This window comes from Arcicella aurantiaca (assembly GCF_003148625.1).
Classification (GTDB): domain Bacteria; phylum Bacteroidota; class Bacteroidia; order Cytophagales; family Spirosomataceae; genus Arcicella; species Arcicella aurantiaca.
Map to the genome: position 1 here is coordinate 31,484 of NZ_QGGO01000011.1, position 15,639 is coordinate 47,122.

Below are 15,639 nucleotides of genomic sequence, written 5' to 3' on the forward strand. Positions count from 1 at the left end.
AATATTTATATTTTAACTTCTCTCAGACCTTTCAATTTCATTTGAGCGAAATATGGATGGTCTGGATTTACAATTAATTCTTGTCTAAGTGGATGGATGAGAACGTCCATATCTTCTAATGGAATTGCTCCTAAAAGCACTTCACTATCGCCTGGTAAAACCATTGCATTGCAGATAGTTCTTCTATTCTTAAATTTTAATTCAACACCAGTTACAACATCAAATTCTTGAATTGTGCCATCTGCTAATTGACCTTTTCGTTTTTCAACAATAGGAAGTTGTAATTGTTCTTGAATGGATTCATTTATACACAACATATATGAACCTGTATCTACCAAAGCAGTAACAAACATACGTTTGATTTCATCTGCACCAATAAAATATTTACGTGCCAATGCTATATCCTCGGCATTTATCAACTCTATTTCAGCATATACTAATCCCATGATTTTATTTTGTTTGAAATTTTAATCAAAAATAATTATTTCACTTCAAAAGAAAGCATTTCGGTATCTTCAATAAATGCGGTCAATTTATCCCCAATTTTTACTGCTCCAACGCCCGAAGGTGTTCCTGTAAAAATTAAATCACCTGTTTTTAGGGTAAAATATTTTGAGATTTCTGCAATGATTTCATCAAAATTCCAAAGCATCATTTCTGTATTTCCTTTTTGGCGGGTTTCTCCGTTAATTTCTAAATGGAAATTGATATTTTTTAAGTCGGTAAATTGACTTTTCTGAACAAAACCAGAAATAGGAGCAGAGCCATTGAATGCTTTAGCTTTTTCCCAAGGCAATCCTTTTTCCTTCAATTTCGATTGAACATCACGGGCTGTAAAGTCAATACCAATACCAATTTCATCGTAATATTTGTGAGCAAATTTTGCTTCTATATTTTTACCAATCTTGTTGATTTTTAAAACAAGTTCAACTTCATGGTGAATGTCATTTGAAAAATCAGGATGATAAAAAGGCTCATTGTCCTTAATAATTGCGGTGTCAGGCTTTAAGAAAATAACGGGTTCTGAAGGTCTTTCATTATTTAATTCAGCAATATGTTCGGCATAATTTCGCCCGATGCACAAGATTTTCATATTTCTTCGTTTGTAAAGTAATTCTCCACAGTTTGCTGTGTCATTTTTTTGTATGTCTCACAAAGTATTTCATAAAATATACAAATGAGCCATTATTAAACAAAATTACCCCGAAATTATAGAAATTTAGAACCTTTTTGTGATTTTTACGTATCAATTGTGGATATTAGCAAAATATCTTTGATTGAGACAAATCGAATACCTTAAACGGAATATTAAAATGAAAAGAGTTTTTTTTTATGGAGTAATTCTCCTATCTACTTTATGGGCGTGTACAAAAGTACCTTTATCTGGTAGAAATCAATTGTTATTGGTTTCGGATGATGAAATGAATGCGATGGCATTTACAAGTTATAAACAATTTTTGGATACCAGTAAAGTTGTTCCTGCCAATTCTCAACAAGCCGCAATGGTAAAAAGAGTTGGCGATAAAATTGCTCGTGCTGCTCAATCATATTTCGAATCTACGGGTAATGCTGAATACTTAAAGGGGTATCAGTGGCAAACTGAATTAGTACAGAGCAATCAGGTGAATGCGTGGTGTATGCCTGGTGGTAAAATGGTAGTTTATACTGGAATTTTGCCTATAACTCAAACTGAAACAGGACTTGCCGTTGTGATGGGGCATGAGGTTTCTCACGCCATTGCAAAACATGGTGCTGAACGCATGAGTGAAGGGCTTGTCGCTCAAGGATTATTAGTAGCTGGTCAGATTGGTTTAGGAATCGCTATGAAAGATAAACCTGCGGCAACACAAAATCTTTGGAATACTATTTATGGAGTTGCTGCACCGCTTGGTGCTCAATTAGGAATGATGGCTCACGGGCGTTACCAAGAGTCGGAAGCTGACCATTTAGGACTTATTTTTATGTCGATGGCTGGATATAATCCAATGGAAGCGGTGAACTTTTGGGGACGTATGGCTGCCAATTCTGGAGGAGCAAAAACACCGGTATGGTTATCAACTCACCCTTCAGACCAACAACGTATTGCGGATATTAAAAGCCGTATGGGAGAAGCCATGAAGTATTATAATGCTTCGGGGAAAAGTGGTGCAAATGGTAGATATTAATTTTAGAGAATAGATTTTAGAGAATAGTGGATAGAGAATAGTGGAGGGATTTTGTATGAATTTCTGTCTCCATTATCAACAAAAAAGGAGCGAAAATATTTTTCGCTCCTTTTTTGTTGATAATGGAGATTTTAAAGTTGTTAGTAGTTTATTCTCTAAAATCTATCCACTATTCTCTAACCTCTATTCTCTAATCTTCAAACTACATTGCAGCCAAAACTTCTTCTACTTTCGTAGCAGCGTCTTTCAACAATACAGCAGAATATACTTTTAAGCCTGATTCGTCAATGATTTTTGCACCTTCAGCCGCATTTGTACCTTGTAAACGAACAATAATTGGTACAGGAATATCACCGATAGCTTTGTAAGCCTCAACAACACCCGTAGCAACACGGTCGCAACGAACAATACCACCAAAAATGTTAATCAAGATAGCCTTAACATTAGGGTCTTTCAAGATAATACGGAAACCAGCTTCAACAGTTTTAGCATTTGCTCCTCCTCCTACATCAAGGAAGTTAGCAGGCTCACCACCAGAAAGTTTGATAATGTCCATTGTTGCCATTGCTAAACCAGCACCATTTACCATACAACCAACGTTACCGTCAAGTTTCACATAGTTCAAGTCGTTTGCAGAAGCTTCAACTTCTAATGGGTCTTCTTCAGTAACATCACGCAATGGAATAAAGTCTGCATGACGGTAAAGAGCGTTATCATCTAAGTTTACTTTTGCATCTACTGCTAAGATTTTGTTGTCTGAAGTCTTCAACACAGGGTTGATTTCAAACATTGATGAATCTGTTTCAACATAAGCTTTATATAAAGCATTGATGAATTTCACCATTTCTTTGAAAGCATCTCCAGATAAACCTAAAGCAAATGCTACTTTACGAGCTTGGAATTGTTGTAAACCAACTCTTGGGTCAATCCATTCTTTAATAATTTTCTCAGGAGAATGTTCTGCAACCTCCTCAATGTCCATACCACCTTCAGTAGATGCCATGATAACATTGCAAGCCTTACCACGGTCTAATAAAATAGAAACGTAATATTCTTTAACTTCTGAAGGACCTGGATAATAAACGTCTTCAGCAATTAAAACTTTATTAACTTTTTTACCTTCTGGACCAGTTTGGTGTGTAATTAATTGCATTCCTAAAATCTCTTCAGATTTTTGACGAACGTCATCTAAGTTTTTTGCCAACTTGACACCACCACCTTTACCACGACCACCTGCGTGAATTTGAGCTTTAATTACGTGCCACCCAGTACCCGTGCGGGCGGTAAGTTCACGGGCAGCCTCAACTGCCAATGCGGGTGTATCTACCACGATGCCTTCTTGAATGCGGACACCATAGCTCTTCAAAATGTCTTTTGCTTGATACTCGTGAATATTCATTTGATACAGTTTTTTTATGCGAAATAAATTCGTTTGCTAAATTACTGACAAACTATTTAATTAAGCGTTTTTCTTTGGTAAATATTTATATTTCCTGTACCAAATGTGTAATTTTGACCTATAAATACTCAAATAATGAGGCTACATATTTATTTTGTGTAGTTTGTAAAACGTAAAAATGCCTAAACTTAGCGTACTAATCCCCACATTCAATCATCATAAATTTATTGCTCAAACTCTTGAAGGTGCGTTAAGGCAAAAGACCAATTTTGACTTTGAAATTGTCATTGGAGATGATGCTTCAAGTGATGGAAATCAATTAGTTATTCAAGAATTTGCCAATAAATATCCCGATAAAATTAGAGCATTTTTACATCCTCAAAATTTGGGGCCTGCATCTCCAAGAGAGTTGGGAGGTAAAAATAATGTTGCTTTTCTTTTTGGAGCTTGTAAGGGTGACTATATAGCTTTGTGCGAAGGAGACGACTTTTGGACTGATTCTTTGAAATTACAGAAACAGGTGGCGTTTTTAGAGGCTAATCCAGATTATTCACTCTGTCACCATCAACTTTCGGTCATTTATGAAGATAATTCTCCAACACATGATTTTAATATTAATAATCAGAAGGATACCTCATTGCTTGAAGATTTATTAGAAGATAAATTGTGGTTTTTAGGGACTGCCAGCACTGTAATAAGAAATGTCTTTAAAAATGGTTTGCCTCAATGGTGGTGGAAATCTGCCAGTGGTGATTTAGGAATTTTTATTGAAGTAGCCAAATACGGTAAAATCAAATATTTTCCAGAAAATATGGGTTGTTACCGAAAACATCACGGTGGTATGACTAATATTCATACGCCACAAAATATATTCTTTCTTAGAAATAGAATGGAAATGTTTCAAGAATTGGATGTGTATTTTGATTTTAAATATTCGACTACTTTAACAAAAACTATAGAACATTACCAGTCAATCGTGGCAAATTTGGAGAAAACAGCATAAAATGCTTATCCTTTCTCTAAAAAAATATTATACGGTAGCACACATTATTTTATTGACCTTAACTTTGAAACATGAAAAATATTCTTTTTGTAAGTCATGATGCCAATAGAGCTGGAGCTCAAATTTTATTATTGCGATTTTTGAGACTTTTGAAAGATAGAAAGCAAGACTTTACTTTTTCAATACTTTTGAAAGATGGAGGCCTGATAGAGGAGGATTTCAAAGTGGTTGCTCCTGTGTATTTTTGGAAACAGAAAGTACAATCTCGAAAAAGAATATTGATAAATAAGTTCATTGGAAAAATCACGTCAACGAAATCTCCTGAAAATCAAACTTTAGAAAGTCTTAAAGAACAAAAGTTTGATTTAATTATTAGTAATACCATCACAAACGGAGATATTTTGCCAGCATTGAAAGAGTTGAATTGCCCAATTATCACGTATGTTCATGAACTTGAAATGGGAATACAACAATATACTACACCAGAGTATTTTCGGAATATTGTCAAGCTAAGTAATGCCTTTGTTGCGTGTGGAGAAGCGGTAAAGTTGAATCTTATTGAAAATCACCATATTGACGCTGATTTAATTTCGGTACTTCCTTCGTTATTGCCTGAGACTGCTTTGAGTTATATGGCTGATTCTGACAAAACGATAAAACTTAAAAATCAATATGGTATTCCAGAAGATGCGTTTTTAGTAGGAGGAATAGGAACGGTTGATTTAAGAAAAGGAGTTGACATCTTTTTGCAAGTCGCTAAAAAACTTAATAATCATAAAGAAATTTATTTCTTTTGGTTGGGAGGACAGAATACCGAAACGGATTATAAAATATTTCAAATTGATAATAATCGTTTAGATTTAGAAAATGTAACCTTTCAAACGTCAGTGAGTAATCCTTTAGATTATATGGCAAGTTTTGACGTTTTTTTTGTCTCATCTCGTGAAGACCCTTATCCTTTGGTCGTTTTAGAAGCTGCCACCTTACAAAAGCCAATTATTTGTTTTGATAAGGCAGGGGGAGCAAAAGACTTTGTTGAACAAGACTGTGGTTTTATTGTTGATTATCTTGACATAGATAAAACGGTTGGGAAAATTGTAGAATTAAAAGATAATACTGCACTTCGCCAACAAATGGGTAAAATAGGAAGAAAAAAAGTTTTAGAAAGGCATAATCAAGACAATGCTTTTAAGACATTTGTAGAAATTTTAAACAAAGAGTATTAATGGAACAATTCCATTTTACGAAATATATTAAATTTAATGACTTTAGCCTTTACAATTTGCTCCATTAATTATTTAGCTCAAGCACAAACTTTGGGGCAATCGCTTCAACGCACCAATCCAGATGTTGAATTTGTCATTGGTTTAGTAGATAGGCTTGATAAAGTTACCTTAGAAGCAGATAAAATTCCGCCTTTTCAATTATTAGAAATTGATAAAATTAATATCAATTGTTTGGATGAAATGTGCGAGCATTACAACATTACTGAACTAAATACAGCCGTAAAGCCATTCTATTTTGATTATTTTTTCAAGAATCGTCCTGACATTAAAAACGTCATCTATTTTGACCCTGATATTATTGTTTTTGACGATTTAAAGCCTTTGAAAGACAATCTCGAAAAACATAGCATTGTTTTAACGCCACATATTACCTCACCAATTACAGATAAATTTGATACAAGAGAAATCGACCATTTGAATACAGGTTTATACAATTTAGGATTTGTAGCCGTTGGTAGAAGTGAACAAAGTTATCAAATGATAGATTGGTGGATGGAAAGATTGAAGAAAGATTGTGTGATTGACCTTTGTAATGGGCTTTTTGTTGACCAACACTGGATGATTTTCGTGCCTATTTTCTTCAAAGAAGTAACATTAGTAGATAATTATGCAGGTTATAACGTAGCTTATTGGAATCTGCATGAACGAAAAGTGACGCAGCGAGATGGAAAGTATTTTATTAATGACGTGCCATTAATATTTTTTCATTACAGCGGATATGGTTTAAATAAACCGATGGAAGTTTCAAAATATCAAAACCGCTCAAATTTTGAGAATCGACCTGATATTATCCCACTTTTTGAATATTACGCCAAGCAATTAAAGGACAATTTTAATGATTATTATATTAAAATTCCTTGTCATTATATAAAACCCGCTAAAGTCAAAAGATATTTAAGAGTACGGAAGGTGTTGAAATACCCATTCAAGAAAATCCTTCAATTTGTAGCTTAAACACACACTAATTTATTGATTTTTTATAATTTAAAATTTATGACACCTACAAGATTTATTGAAATTTGGAAATATCGTTACCATAAATACACCGATATGCTATTGTCGGTGTGTCATTGGCTATACGATTTTTTAAAGATAAAATTTTATAAATTACTTCATCCCAACAAGCAACTTATAGGTGTACTTTTAGCAGAACATTTTGGAGATATTGTTGCTTGTGAACCTATTTCTCGGGAATTAAAGAAAAAATATCCTAACTCAAAAGTGTTTTGGATAGTGCGTAAGCCATACCGTGAATTATTAGATTTTAATCCAAATGTTGACTTTGTAGTAGAGGAATTTAGCATTTTTTATTCAATGCTAATGATTAAGAAACATCCTTTTGATGTATTACATAATTGTCATCTTTCGGGGCTTCGTCGTTACAATTATCTCCGAAAAACTTTACAAAATCCACAAGCTATTTCTCTAAATATTCTAACCGATAATTACTTTAATCATGGTAATATTCTGGAAGTTTTTGCAAAAGTTGGAGGATTACCTGTTTTGAAAGAAGTACCGAAAATTTATATTCCTCAATCAGTTATTACAACAGTTGATAGACTAAAATTACCTCAAAAGTTTATCGTAATGCACTGTCATTCAAACTATTCTCCTAAAGATTGGCAAGTATATTATTGGGAGAGATTAGCTAATGATTTATTGATGAATTTTGACTATTCTGTCATCGAAATAGGCTTGAAGAGTACATTGAGCATATCTCAACAAGGATATATAAATTTATGTGGCAAATTATCACTACTTGAAACAGCCGAAGTAATTAAACGTGCTGATTTTTTTATAGGAATTGATAGTGGACCAGCACATTTTGCCAATGCCGTAGGAACTTATGGTTTTTTATTATTCGGAAAATTAGGCGATTTTAATCATTATATGCCATATTCGGGTGAGTATGAAGCCAAAACGAATGCAAAATTTATAGTTAAAGAAGGAGAACCTTGTTCTGAACTTGAGTATGATGAGGTCTGGAATGTCATTTCTGAAAGAGTTGAATCTGCAGTTTTATAAGTAAAAGGAAATATAAGAATTAATGAAAGCAATTTTGGATGTATCCTTGTTGGGGCAAGGATTTTATTATCCCAAAGCCCGTACTGGAATATTTAGAGTGGTCGAAAATTTAGCAACGTTATTGCCAGAAATTTCAGAAGAATTAACGCTTTCTTATGCAGATACGCTTGATTTACCCGCTACTTTAAGGTATTTTGAAACCTATTTACGTAATCAAAGCATTACTTTTATCAATGACAATAAGCAAGTTGTTAGAGCAAATTTTGAAAATAGTTTACTTTCACCTTTTCCGCTAAATTCTGTACCGCAAAAGATTATTAAACGTATTTTATATAAATTAAATACGCATCATTCAGTCTTTCAAGATACATTTTTAGATGAATCTTCAGTTTATCACACGCCTTATTTTCCCATTCCTGAGCAAGTTCAGAAGAAAAAGAATATCGCTAAGCTGATTACAGTTCACGACTTAATTCCTATCAAATATCCAGAATATTTTGAAAATCAAACAGATAATGTAGTCCATAAAATTGTTAAATCTATCCAAAAAGACAATTTTGCTGTTTGTGTGTCTGAAACTACCAAAGCCGATTTATTAGAAATTACTGGAATACCAGAAGAACAAGTTTTTGTAGCACCATTGGCAGCATCAACTTCGTTGTTTTATCCTGAAACTGACCAAGAAATTATCAATAAAACACTTTCTAAATATGGTATTTCTACATCGAAATCCTATTATTTAAGTATTTCAACGCTTGAACCTCGCAAAAATATTGATACCGTTATTAAAAGTTTTGCAGAATTGATTTCTCAGGAAAAAATTGAAGATTTAGAATTGGTACTGGTGGGGACGAAAGGCTGGGATTTTGATAAAATCTTTCAAGCTATTAATGTATCGCCAACTATCAAAGAAAAAATTATCATAACAGGATATGTCCCTGATGAAGACCTCGCTGCACTTTATTCTGGTGCATTGGCTTTTGTTTATATGTCATTTTGTGAAGGTTTTGGCTTGCCCCCACTCGAAGCCATGCAGTGCGGAACGGCTATTATTTCATCTGAAACAACCTCATTACCAGAAGTGATTGGTGAAGCAGGGATTTTACTACCACCTACCGACCGAGAAGGAATTGCTCATGCTATGAAATATCTATATAAAAATTCAGATGTAAGAGAAATATTCAGAGCAAAATCGCTTGTGAGAGCGAGTGCATTCTCTTGGCAGAAATACGCTAACGAGAATTATCAGATTTATAAAAAAATTGGATAAGTTCGTTTTTTAAATTAGTATTACCTTAAAAATGAGCTGATTATTTGTTTATGATAGAACAAAATCTTTGACAGGACAAATTCGGCATATTTTTTGTGAATCATTAAAGCAAAACATATAACACACCCAGACACCGCCTATCTGGGCATAAACAGTTTTCCTTACAAATGGATACAAATTCACTGGAAAATGCCCTCAATCCGAACGATTCGGAGGCAACTTATCGAGCATTACGGGATTCAATTTTACAGATTTATCAGTTCGGTACCAAAATAGCCAAAGAAGCAAATCCTGACAACGAACTTCAAGTTTCATGGGAGTTAGGGGATACCTCTTTGATGAATTGGATTAGCGATACTCACTGTTATTTGAGCAGAAAAGGTCAGAAATTACAATTTTTAGCTCGTCCTTCTAAATTAGAAATTATCAGTTTTAGTTTAGATGAAGGCGATAAACTATTGATTTGTAGTGATTCTTTACGCCAAAATCTTTCAGATAATGAAATAGATGAGATTTTACAACAAAGTAATGGCTCTGAAGTTGCTTGTCAGAATCTGCTAAAAATTGCAAATGCAAATGCTTTAACAGGAGAAAACACGCATAATATTGTGGTGATGGAAGTGATTAATCATCAAAAAGTGATTACTCCAACACCAATAACAGACACAAAAAAAGCAGATAAATCTTCTTCAAAAATTAAACCTCTTTGGATTATTTTGCCATTGCTACTATTAGGTTTAGCTGCTGGAGCTTTTTGGTTAATAAGAAACAATAACATCGATTTTAGTAAGATGTTAGGTTTTGGAAAAAGTAATGTAGTTTTGGAAGACACTGTTAATTTTATCAATAAAGATTCGATAGAGTTGGCTAAGGCTAATGAAGTTATCACCAAAGAATTTGAAACAGATAAAGTTGAAACAATTACGCCAGAACAAAAAGACGACTTTACTAATGCTCCAGTAAAAGAACAGTCGAATTCAGATTTTGAATCATCTAAGCCTTCTGTTGATAATAGCATTTCTTCTAAAGGCGATTTAAAATCAAGTGCAAAGAAAACAACTACTTCGCAAAGTAGTGATAAGTCTGAAAATGTATCTTTTTCTAAATCTTCGTCTAATAATTCATCGTTTGACCCTGCAAAAGAAGAACAAAATTATAATGCTCTGTTACAACAGAAAGAGAAATGGTTAACGATTAAAGCCGATTTAGAGAATACTGTAAATAGTGGTAATACTGCGGCTAATGAGAAATTGAAAAATAGCGAAAAAGTCTTATCGAGAATTGAACAGAAAATCCGTGAAAGTGCAAAAAAATTAGGTAAGAATTAGTAAATAGATATTCAAAGAAAAAGCCTCTAAAATCAGATTTTAGAGGCTTTTTCCTTGAATATAATTACAATATTTTCTATGAATTTGAGTAATATTTACCCGAAAATCTTATTTTACACTAATACCTAATACCTAATACCTAATACCTAATACCTAATACCTAATACCTAATACCTAATACCTAATACCTAATACCTAATACCTAATACCTAAGGCGTTGCTAATTCTTTTTCAGGAGTAATTTTAGTTTGATTATCAGTCGCTTCTGAGTCATTTTTTAAGGCTTCTTCTTTACGATTTGCGATGTTCTTTTTAAGGATATGAGAAATCCACATATAAACCGCAAATAGCGAAATTAGAATATAAAGAGAGGTTGTATTATCGGTTCTTTTACTAATTGTTAAGAACAAAATTGTTGAAATTAAAGTGAATGTCCACAGAATAACAGATGCTTGAAAGTGACTCATTCCGCTATCAATTAAAATATGGTGTAAGTGATTTCTATCGCCAACAAAAGGTGATTTTTTATCTTTTAGTCGAACAATAAACACTCTTAATGTGTCAAAAATGGGTACAATTAATACGACAATCGCCAGAATTGGTGCTGAAAAAGAAGCGTTTGGGTTAAATCTATATTCAATATTTAGTTGAATGAATTTCAAGGCAAACATCGTAAGTACAAAACCTACAATTAACGAACCTGTATCGCCCATAAATATCTTGGAAGTCTTGGAATAATTGAATCTCAAGAAACCTACTAATGAACCTGCAACTGAAGACGCTAAACAAGCTAACGCATAATGACCATTCAAGTAAAACCACAAACCAAACATTCCTCCCGAAATCATTCCTATTCCTCCCGCTAATCCATCAATTCCATCAATTAAGTTGATAGCATTAATAAGAGCAATAAATATAAAAACTGTAAGTGGCAAACTGATTAAATATGGGATTTCATGGATGCCAAAAATACCAAATAAATTTTCAATTCGTAAATCAGCAAATATGACAATTAGAGCAGATGCCCCTATCTGTCCAATCATTTTTTTCTTTGGTGATAATATCAAAATATCGTCTTTTACCCCTAAAAAGAATAAAATGACAAGGGCTGAAATTGATAAATGTATAAGTTGTCCTTCATCTGGGTTTTCCCACAAAAAATAACTGACTAAAGTTGATGCAAAAATTGCTACGCCTCCTAAAGTTGGTGTTTTGGTTACGTGTGAGCTTCTTTCACCTGGGTCAGCCATTAAGTTTTTTAATCGGGAAATTTTAATAATTACAGGAATTGCTGTAATAGAGGTTGCACAAGCGACAAATGCAGATACAATTATCTGAAAAAGTCTGTCATTGTACAAAGTCAAAAAAAAGTTGCTCATTGAAATGAATAGTAGTTTGCTGAAAATTTACAATTTTATATTCAAACTATTTTATGCGGGAGGTTAAAATCGAAAAGTATCATAATTTACGATGAATACTAATAATTACCAAAAGTATTATTCAGAAATTACTCTATCTCTAATTTCTTTGGCGGGGTTTCCTTGATATATTTTATAAGGCAATAAATCTTTTGATGTTACTGAATTTACGGCTAAAACTGAATGAGAATGACATTTTACACCTCCACAAACCACAGATTTTGCTCCAATCCAAGAGCCTTTTTCTAAGTGAATTTCTCCGGGCATCAAGTCGAATGTGCTTTTTTTATAGTTATGATTTCCTGTTAAAAGCATCGCACCTTGTGAAACACAGGCATGGTCTTCAATGACAACTTTTACAAAATTATCTATCCAAACTTGCTCGCCAATCCAGACGTAATTCCCGATTTCTAAAAACCAAGGATACTTAATGTTTACTTTGGGTTTAATCATTACATTATTCCCAACTTTCGCCCCAAATAATCTTAAAACAATAACTTTTATAATAACAGGAATTGGTAAATAATTATTGAGAATGAGGGTATTAACTAAAAACCAGAGCAAAATTTTTGTTCTGTTGCCTGGTTTGTACCAGCTATTATTGAATTTTGATAAATCAGTTTCAATTTTCATTTTTCTAAATCTTTACCATATTCTGTTTTGAAAAAATCTTTAATGGCTTGTTTGTCTCTGCCAACTCGGTGGTAAACTTCGTAAATTTTGGCATCAACTAAAAATCTATACCAAAAACCTTGTAAGAAATGCCACATCAAGCCTTGTTTACCATCTAAAAAACCTAATCTGAAAATATATCGGTAAAAAAAGTAAAAAACAGGTCTTGTGAACAATGGAACAGAAGCGTATTTTACCTTTAAATATCTTTTTCGTTGTTCTTGTGTCCCAAATAATTTGGGTTCAACGGCTTCAAAATCTCTAAAATTATACTTGATATTCAGTAAATCAATGACTTCACGGATTGCATAAAGATTATGTTTTTGTGTCCACCAAGTAAGATTATTCAGGTTATGGTCAACCAAATCATATTTCATTTGAATGGTTTTTCCTTCAAATAGTTTGATGTGTTCATCCATCCAACTTTCTTCGCAAATTCCCTGACCATTTCTCCAAATACGTAATAACCACATCGGATAATATGAGCCATGACGTATCCATTTATCAAAAAACATGACTCTTCTTTTGATATACATTCCGCTGATTTCAGCAGGTGTATTATGAAGGCTTTGATTTATTTCTTCGGATAATTCTGGCAAAACATATTCGTCTGCGTCCATTCGCATGAGCCATTTTGTTTGGTACGGGTTATTTTTTATACCATGATTAAATTGAGTAGCATAATTAACCCACTGATTTTGAGTTACTTTTGCCCCTAATGACTCAGCAAGTTCTACTGTTTTATCCGTTGAACCCGAATCTACAATGAAAATTTTATCTGTAAATGTCAATAAAGATTTCAAACATCGTTCAATGTGTTTTTCTTCGTTGAAAGTTAAGATGATGACTGTAATATCTTGCATTATTTATTGTTGATTGGGCTGTTTACTTTCTGGCAATTTTCTCAAATTCTGTGTAGAGTTGTCTTGCCACAAGTTCTATATCATATCTATCTTTTACCAAAGAAACGCCATTTTTAGCGATTTTTTGGCAATATAATTCATCATCTAACATTTTATACAATCCCGCTACAATACTTTCGGTATTTAGTTCAACGACGTAAGCGGCATTGGTTTCTTTAATTGCTTCTCCAAAACCTACTCGGTCTGATAGCAGCGAAGGAATACCCGAAATAAGAGCTTCAAGTGTTGCAATTGAAAAACCTTCTGAATGAGATGGTAATGCAAAAATATCTGCGTCTGCGAATGCTGCCAATTTATCATCGCCTGTCAACATTCCGACCAATTTGATACGGTTTTGTAAATTGTTTTCTGCAATAAAATTTTGCGTTTCAGTCAAGTATCCATCATCTGGACCTGCCATTACTAACAAACAATCTTCTCTTTTATTAGCAACTGTTTTAAAAGCTGGTAAAAGTAAATCTAAGCCTTTTTTAAGATTAATTCGACTTAAAAAAAGAATGATTTTTTTATCTGTTGGTAAATTGAATTTTTCTCTGAACAATCCTTTTGAAGGAAGTTTGGCAAAATTACTCAAGTTCATTCCATTTGGAATAATCTTCACATTTGAATGCTGGAAACCTAAAAAACGCTTTAAATCTTCTTGTTCGTCAGTATTATTTATTTGAATAAGTTCAGTTTTCTTTAGAATACTTTTTTGAAATAAAAGCCCAAATAAATACTTTTTCCAATATCCTTTACTAATCGTCCAACGGTCGAGCAAACCATGCGTAGTAATACATTTTGCGGTTGTAATACCTGCTAAATAAGGAGCAACACCCGCAAAGTGCCATACACCATGAATGTGAATAATATCGTATTCGTTACCGTGTTGTTTAATCCATGAATATAATTCTGGTGAAAATTCAGCCCAAAATTTTGCAAACCAATGACGTTTACAAGTTACAACTTTAGCACCTTCAGGAATGGCATATATTTTTTGTCCTTCTGAAATGGGCGTAAGAATGGTTACTTCTGCACCCATTGACATTTGAACGATGGCATGGTCGTAAATGATTTTTGGTGGGCCACCAATATCCCAAGAATATCCACAGATATTTAATATTTTCATTTTAAAATAAACTTTGCAATTGGTTTTTCAATCCACTTATGCACAAAAAAACTGGTAATAACGATTGAAATAATGATTAGATAACTATAATTAATTTCCTGAGTTGCGGTGAATTTATAGCCCAGCATTTGGGGAATTTTATTCATTAAAAGCATCATCGGAAAATGAATAAGATATAGTGCATAAGAAGCGTCTCCGAGCATTAAAAATATTTTAGGAAACGATATTACACCATCTTTTTCTAAATTGAGAAGTGTAAGCAAAATCAGTCCAGAGGGTAATCCGAATGTCAAAACTCTTTGAAACGAATCTACATCGCTCACTTCGTATCCAAAATAGATAATAATACTTATGGCAACGGTAAGCAAAATTAGCGACAATGCTTTAGAAAGTTGTACTTTTTCGTAAAACTGAAATATTAAACAACCTAAAACAAATTCAAAATTATAACCGCTAAAAATGAAATTAAAATACGTTAATTCGCTTCCTGACTTTTGGATAAATATATTGTAAAATGATACAAGTAATATCAAAAAAGGAATAATGATGAGTCTTTTTGAGATAATAAGAAGAGCAAAAACTACGTAAAAGAATATTTCGTAGCTCAATGTCCAAGTAACAGGATTTATCGCAAAGTGTAACGGAAATAATGAATACGTTTGTAAATAGGCAATAATAGTATGAGGATACCCAATGCTAAATACATTTTTGTGTAAAACATGGGTTATTAGCCATCCCAAAGTGAATAGGAGGGTTGTCACAATCCAGTAAATTGGATAAACTCTTACAAAGCGTTTGCTTAAATAATCTTTTAATTTTGCAGGATTATTAAGGTAGTTTTTACTGGTAAAATGTATAATAAAACCACTTATTACAAAGAATAAATCGACACCTGCAAATCCAATACTGAAAAAGTCCCCCAAAAGTAAATGTGGTTCATAATAACGTTTTACATACCCCCCTGTGTGGTGAATAACCACCGCCAAAGCTGCAAAACCTCTTAGAAACTGAATGGAATTTATGATTTTTTTTGAAGACATTA

The 15,639-nt window shown here is 33.1% G+C and carries 15 protein-coding genes; 7 read left to right on the forward strand and 8 right to left on the reverse strand.

All coding sequences use genetic code 11. The features are described 5' to 3' along the window. Positions 1 to 5: 5 nt before the first annotated feature. Positions 6 to 446, reverse strand: a complete 441-nt coding sequence (locus LV89_RS11650) for an aspartyl protease family protein (RefSeq protein WP_109743076.1) — start codon at positions 444 to 446, stop codon at positions 6 to 8. Positions 447 to 481: 35 nt separating this feature from the next. After that, the gene (locus LV89_RS11655; RefSeq protein ID WP_109743077.1) at positions 482 to 1,093 is read right to left on the reverse strand and encodes a fumarylacetoacetate hydrolase family protein; all 612 of its coding nucleotides are present in this window, start codon (positions 1,091 to 1,093) and stop codon (positions 482 to 484) included. A gap of 220 nt (positions 1,094 to 1,313) precedes the next feature. Here LV89_RS11655 and LV89_RS11660 point away from each other — a divergent pair, with 220 nt between their 5' ends. Continuing rightward, a complete protein-coding gene (locus LV89_RS11660) occupies positions 1,314 to 2,165 on the forward strand; it encodes a M48 family metallopeptidase (RefSeq protein ID WP_109743188.1) in 852 nt (283 codons plus the stop codon). Between the two features lie 202 nt (positions 2,166 to 2,367). Here LV89_RS11660 and sucC read toward each other — a convergent pair whose 3' ends face one another. After that, positions 2,368 to 3,564, reverse strand: coding sequence for an ADP-forming succinate--CoA ligase subunit beta (gene sucC, locus LV89_RS11665; protein ID WP_109743078.1), 1,197 nt, complete (start codon positions 3,562 to 3,564; stop codon positions 2,368 to 2,370). 178 nt (positions 3,565 to 3,742) lie between these two features. Here sucC and LV89_RS11670 point away from each other — a divergent pair, with 178 nt between their 5' ends. From LV89_RS11670 to LV89_RS11695, 6 genes are all read left to right on the forward strand, one after another. Then, on the forward strand, positions 3,743 to 4,567 hold the full coding sequence (locus LV89_RS11670) for a glycosyltransferase family 2 protein (RefSeq protein WP_109743079.1): 825 nt from the start codon (positions 3,743 to 3,745) through the stop codon (positions 4,565 to 4,567). Between the two features lie 71 nt (positions 4,568 to 4,638). Beyond that, on the forward strand, positions 4,639 to 5,793 hold the full coding sequence (locus tag LV89_RS11675; RefSeq protein ID WP_109743080.1) for a glycosyltransferase family 4 protein: 1,155 nt from the start codon (positions 4,639 to 4,641) through the stop codon (positions 5,791 to 5,793). A 36-nt stretch (positions 5,794 to 5,829) separates the two neighbouring features. Next, positions 5,830 to 6,807 carry a glycosyl transferase gene (locus LV89_RS11680; protein WP_109743081.1) on the forward strand — a complete coding sequence of 326 codons (978 nt, stop codon included), beginning with the start codon at positions 5,830 to 5,832 and terminating at the stop codon, positions 6,805 to 6,807. A gap of 39 nt (positions 6,808 to 6,846) precedes the next feature. Further along, entirely contained in the window at positions 6,847 to 7,878 is a 1,032-nt protein-coding gene (locus tag LV89_RS11685) for a glycosyltransferase family 9 protein (RefSeq protein ID WP_109743082.1), read from the forward strand. A 22-nt stretch (positions 7,879 to 7,900) separates the two neighbouring features. Further along, entirely contained in the window at positions 7,901 to 9,148 is a 1,248-nt protein-coding gene (locus LV89_RS11690; RefSeq protein ID WP_109743083.1) for a glycosyltransferase family 4 protein, read from the forward strand. 167 nt (positions 9,149 to 9,315) lie between these two features. Continuing rightward, on the forward strand, positions 9,316 to 10,476 hold the full coding sequence (locus tag LV89_RS11695) for a PP2C family serine/threonine-protein phosphatase (RefSeq protein WP_109743084.1): 1,161 nt from the start codon (positions 9,316 to 9,318) through the stop codon (positions 10,474 to 10,476). 209 nt (positions 10,477 to 10,685) lie between these two features. Here LV89_RS11695 and LV89_RS11700 read toward each other — a convergent pair whose 3' ends face one another. From LV89_RS11700 to LV89_RS11720, 5 genes are all read right to left on the reverse strand, one after another. Further along, the gene (locus LV89_RS11700) at positions 10,686 to 11,855 is read right to left on the reverse strand and encodes a glycosyltransferase family 4 protein (RefSeq protein WP_109743085.1); all 1,170 of its coding nucleotides are present in this window, start codon (positions 11,853 to 11,855) and stop codon (positions 10,686 to 10,688) included. A gap of 117 nt (positions 11,856 to 11,972) precedes the next feature. Then, the gene (locus tag LV89_RS11705) at positions 11,973 to 12,527 is read right to left on the reverse strand and encodes a WcaF family extracellular polysaccharide biosynthesis acetyltransferase (protein ID WP_109743086.1); all 555 of its coding nucleotides are present in this window, start codon (positions 12,525 to 12,527) and stop codon (positions 11,973 to 11,975) included. Further along, positions 12,524 to 13,429, reverse strand: coding sequence for a glycosyltransferase family 2 protein (locus tag LV89_RS11710; protein WP_109743087.1), 906 nt, complete (start codon positions 13,427 to 13,429; stop codon positions 12,524 to 12,526). Before LV89_RS11710 ends, LV89_RS11705 begins: the two co-directional genes overlap by 4 nt. 22 nt (positions 13,430 to 13,451) lie before the next feature. Next, the gene (locus tag LV89_RS11715) at positions 13,452 to 14,597 is read right to left on the reverse strand and encodes a glycosyltransferase (protein WP_109743088.1); all 1,146 of its coding nucleotides are present in this window, start codon (positions 14,595 to 14,597) and stop codon (positions 13,452 to 13,454) included. After that, a complete protein-coding gene (locus tag LV89_RS11720; RefSeq protein ID WP_109743089.1) occupies positions 14,594 to 15,637 on the reverse strand; it encodes an acyltransferase family protein in 1,044 nt (347 codons plus the stop codon). The genes LV89_RS11715 and LV89_RS11720 overlap by 4 nt, the downstream gene beginning before the upstream one ends. Positions 15,638 to 15,639: the final 2 nt, after the last annotated feature.

Excerpts from the sequence above, each read along its gene's own strand:
- LV89_RS11695 (WP_109743084.1), top strand. The coding sequence starts at position 9,316 with ATGGATACAAATTCACTGGAAAATGCCCTCAATCCGAACGATTCGGAG.
- LV89_RS11710 (WP_109743087.1), bottom strand. The coding sequence starts at position 13,429 with ATGCAAGATATTACAGTCATCATCTTAACTTTCAACGAAGAAAAACAC.
- LV89_RS11705 (WP_109743086.1), bottom strand. The coding sequence starts at position 12,527 with ATGAAAATTGAAACTGATTTATCAAAATTCAATAATAGCTGGTACAAA.
- LV89_RS11670 (WP_109743079.1), top strand. The coding sequence starts at position 3,743 with ATGCCTAAACTTAGCGTACTAATCCCCACATTCAATCATCATAAATTT.
- LV89_RS11680 (WP_109743081.1), top strand. The coding sequence starts at position 5,830 with ATGACTTTAGCCTTTACAATTTGCTCCATTAATTATTTAGCTCAAGCA.
- LV89_RS11650 (WP_109743076.1), bottom strand. The coding sequence starts at position 446 with ATGGGATTAGTATATGCTGAAATAGAGTTGATAAATGCCGAGGATATA.
- sucC (WP_109743078.1), bottom strand. The coding sequence starts at position 3,564 with ATGAATATTCACGAGTATCAAGCAAAAGACATTTTGAAGAGCTATGGT.
- LV89_RS11720 (WP_109743089.1), bottom strand. The coding sequence starts at position 15,637 with ATGTCTTCAAAAAAAATCATAAATTCCATTCAGTTTCTAAGAGGTTTT.
- LV89_RS11700 (WP_109743085.1), bottom strand. The coding sequence starts at position 11,855 with ATGAGCAACTTTTTTTTGACTTTGTACAATGACAGACTTTTTCAGATA.
- LV89_RS11655 (WP_109743077.1), bottom strand. The coding sequence starts at position 1,093 with ATGAAAATCTTGTGCATCGGGCGAAATTATGCCGAACATATTGCTGAA.
- LV89_RS11660 (WP_109743188.1), top strand. The coding sequence starts at position 1,314 with ATGAAAAGAGTTTTTTTTTATGGAGTAATTCTCCTATCTACTTTATGG.
- LV89_RS11675 (WP_109743080.1), top strand. The coding sequence starts at position 4,639 with ATGAAAAATATTCTTTTTGTAAGTCATGATGCCAATAGAGCTGGAGCT.
- LV89_RS11685 (WP_109743082.1), top strand. The coding sequence starts at position 6,847 with ATGACACCTACAAGATTTATTGAAATTTGGAAATATCGTTACCATAAA.
- LV89_RS11715 (WP_109743088.1), bottom strand. The coding sequence starts at position 14,597 with ATGAAAATATTAAATATCTGTGGATATTCTTGGGATATTGGTGGCCCA.
- LV89_RS11690 (WP_109743083.1), top strand. The coding sequence starts at position 7,901 with ATGAAAGCAATTTTGGATGTATCCTTGTTGGGGCAAGGATTTTATTAT.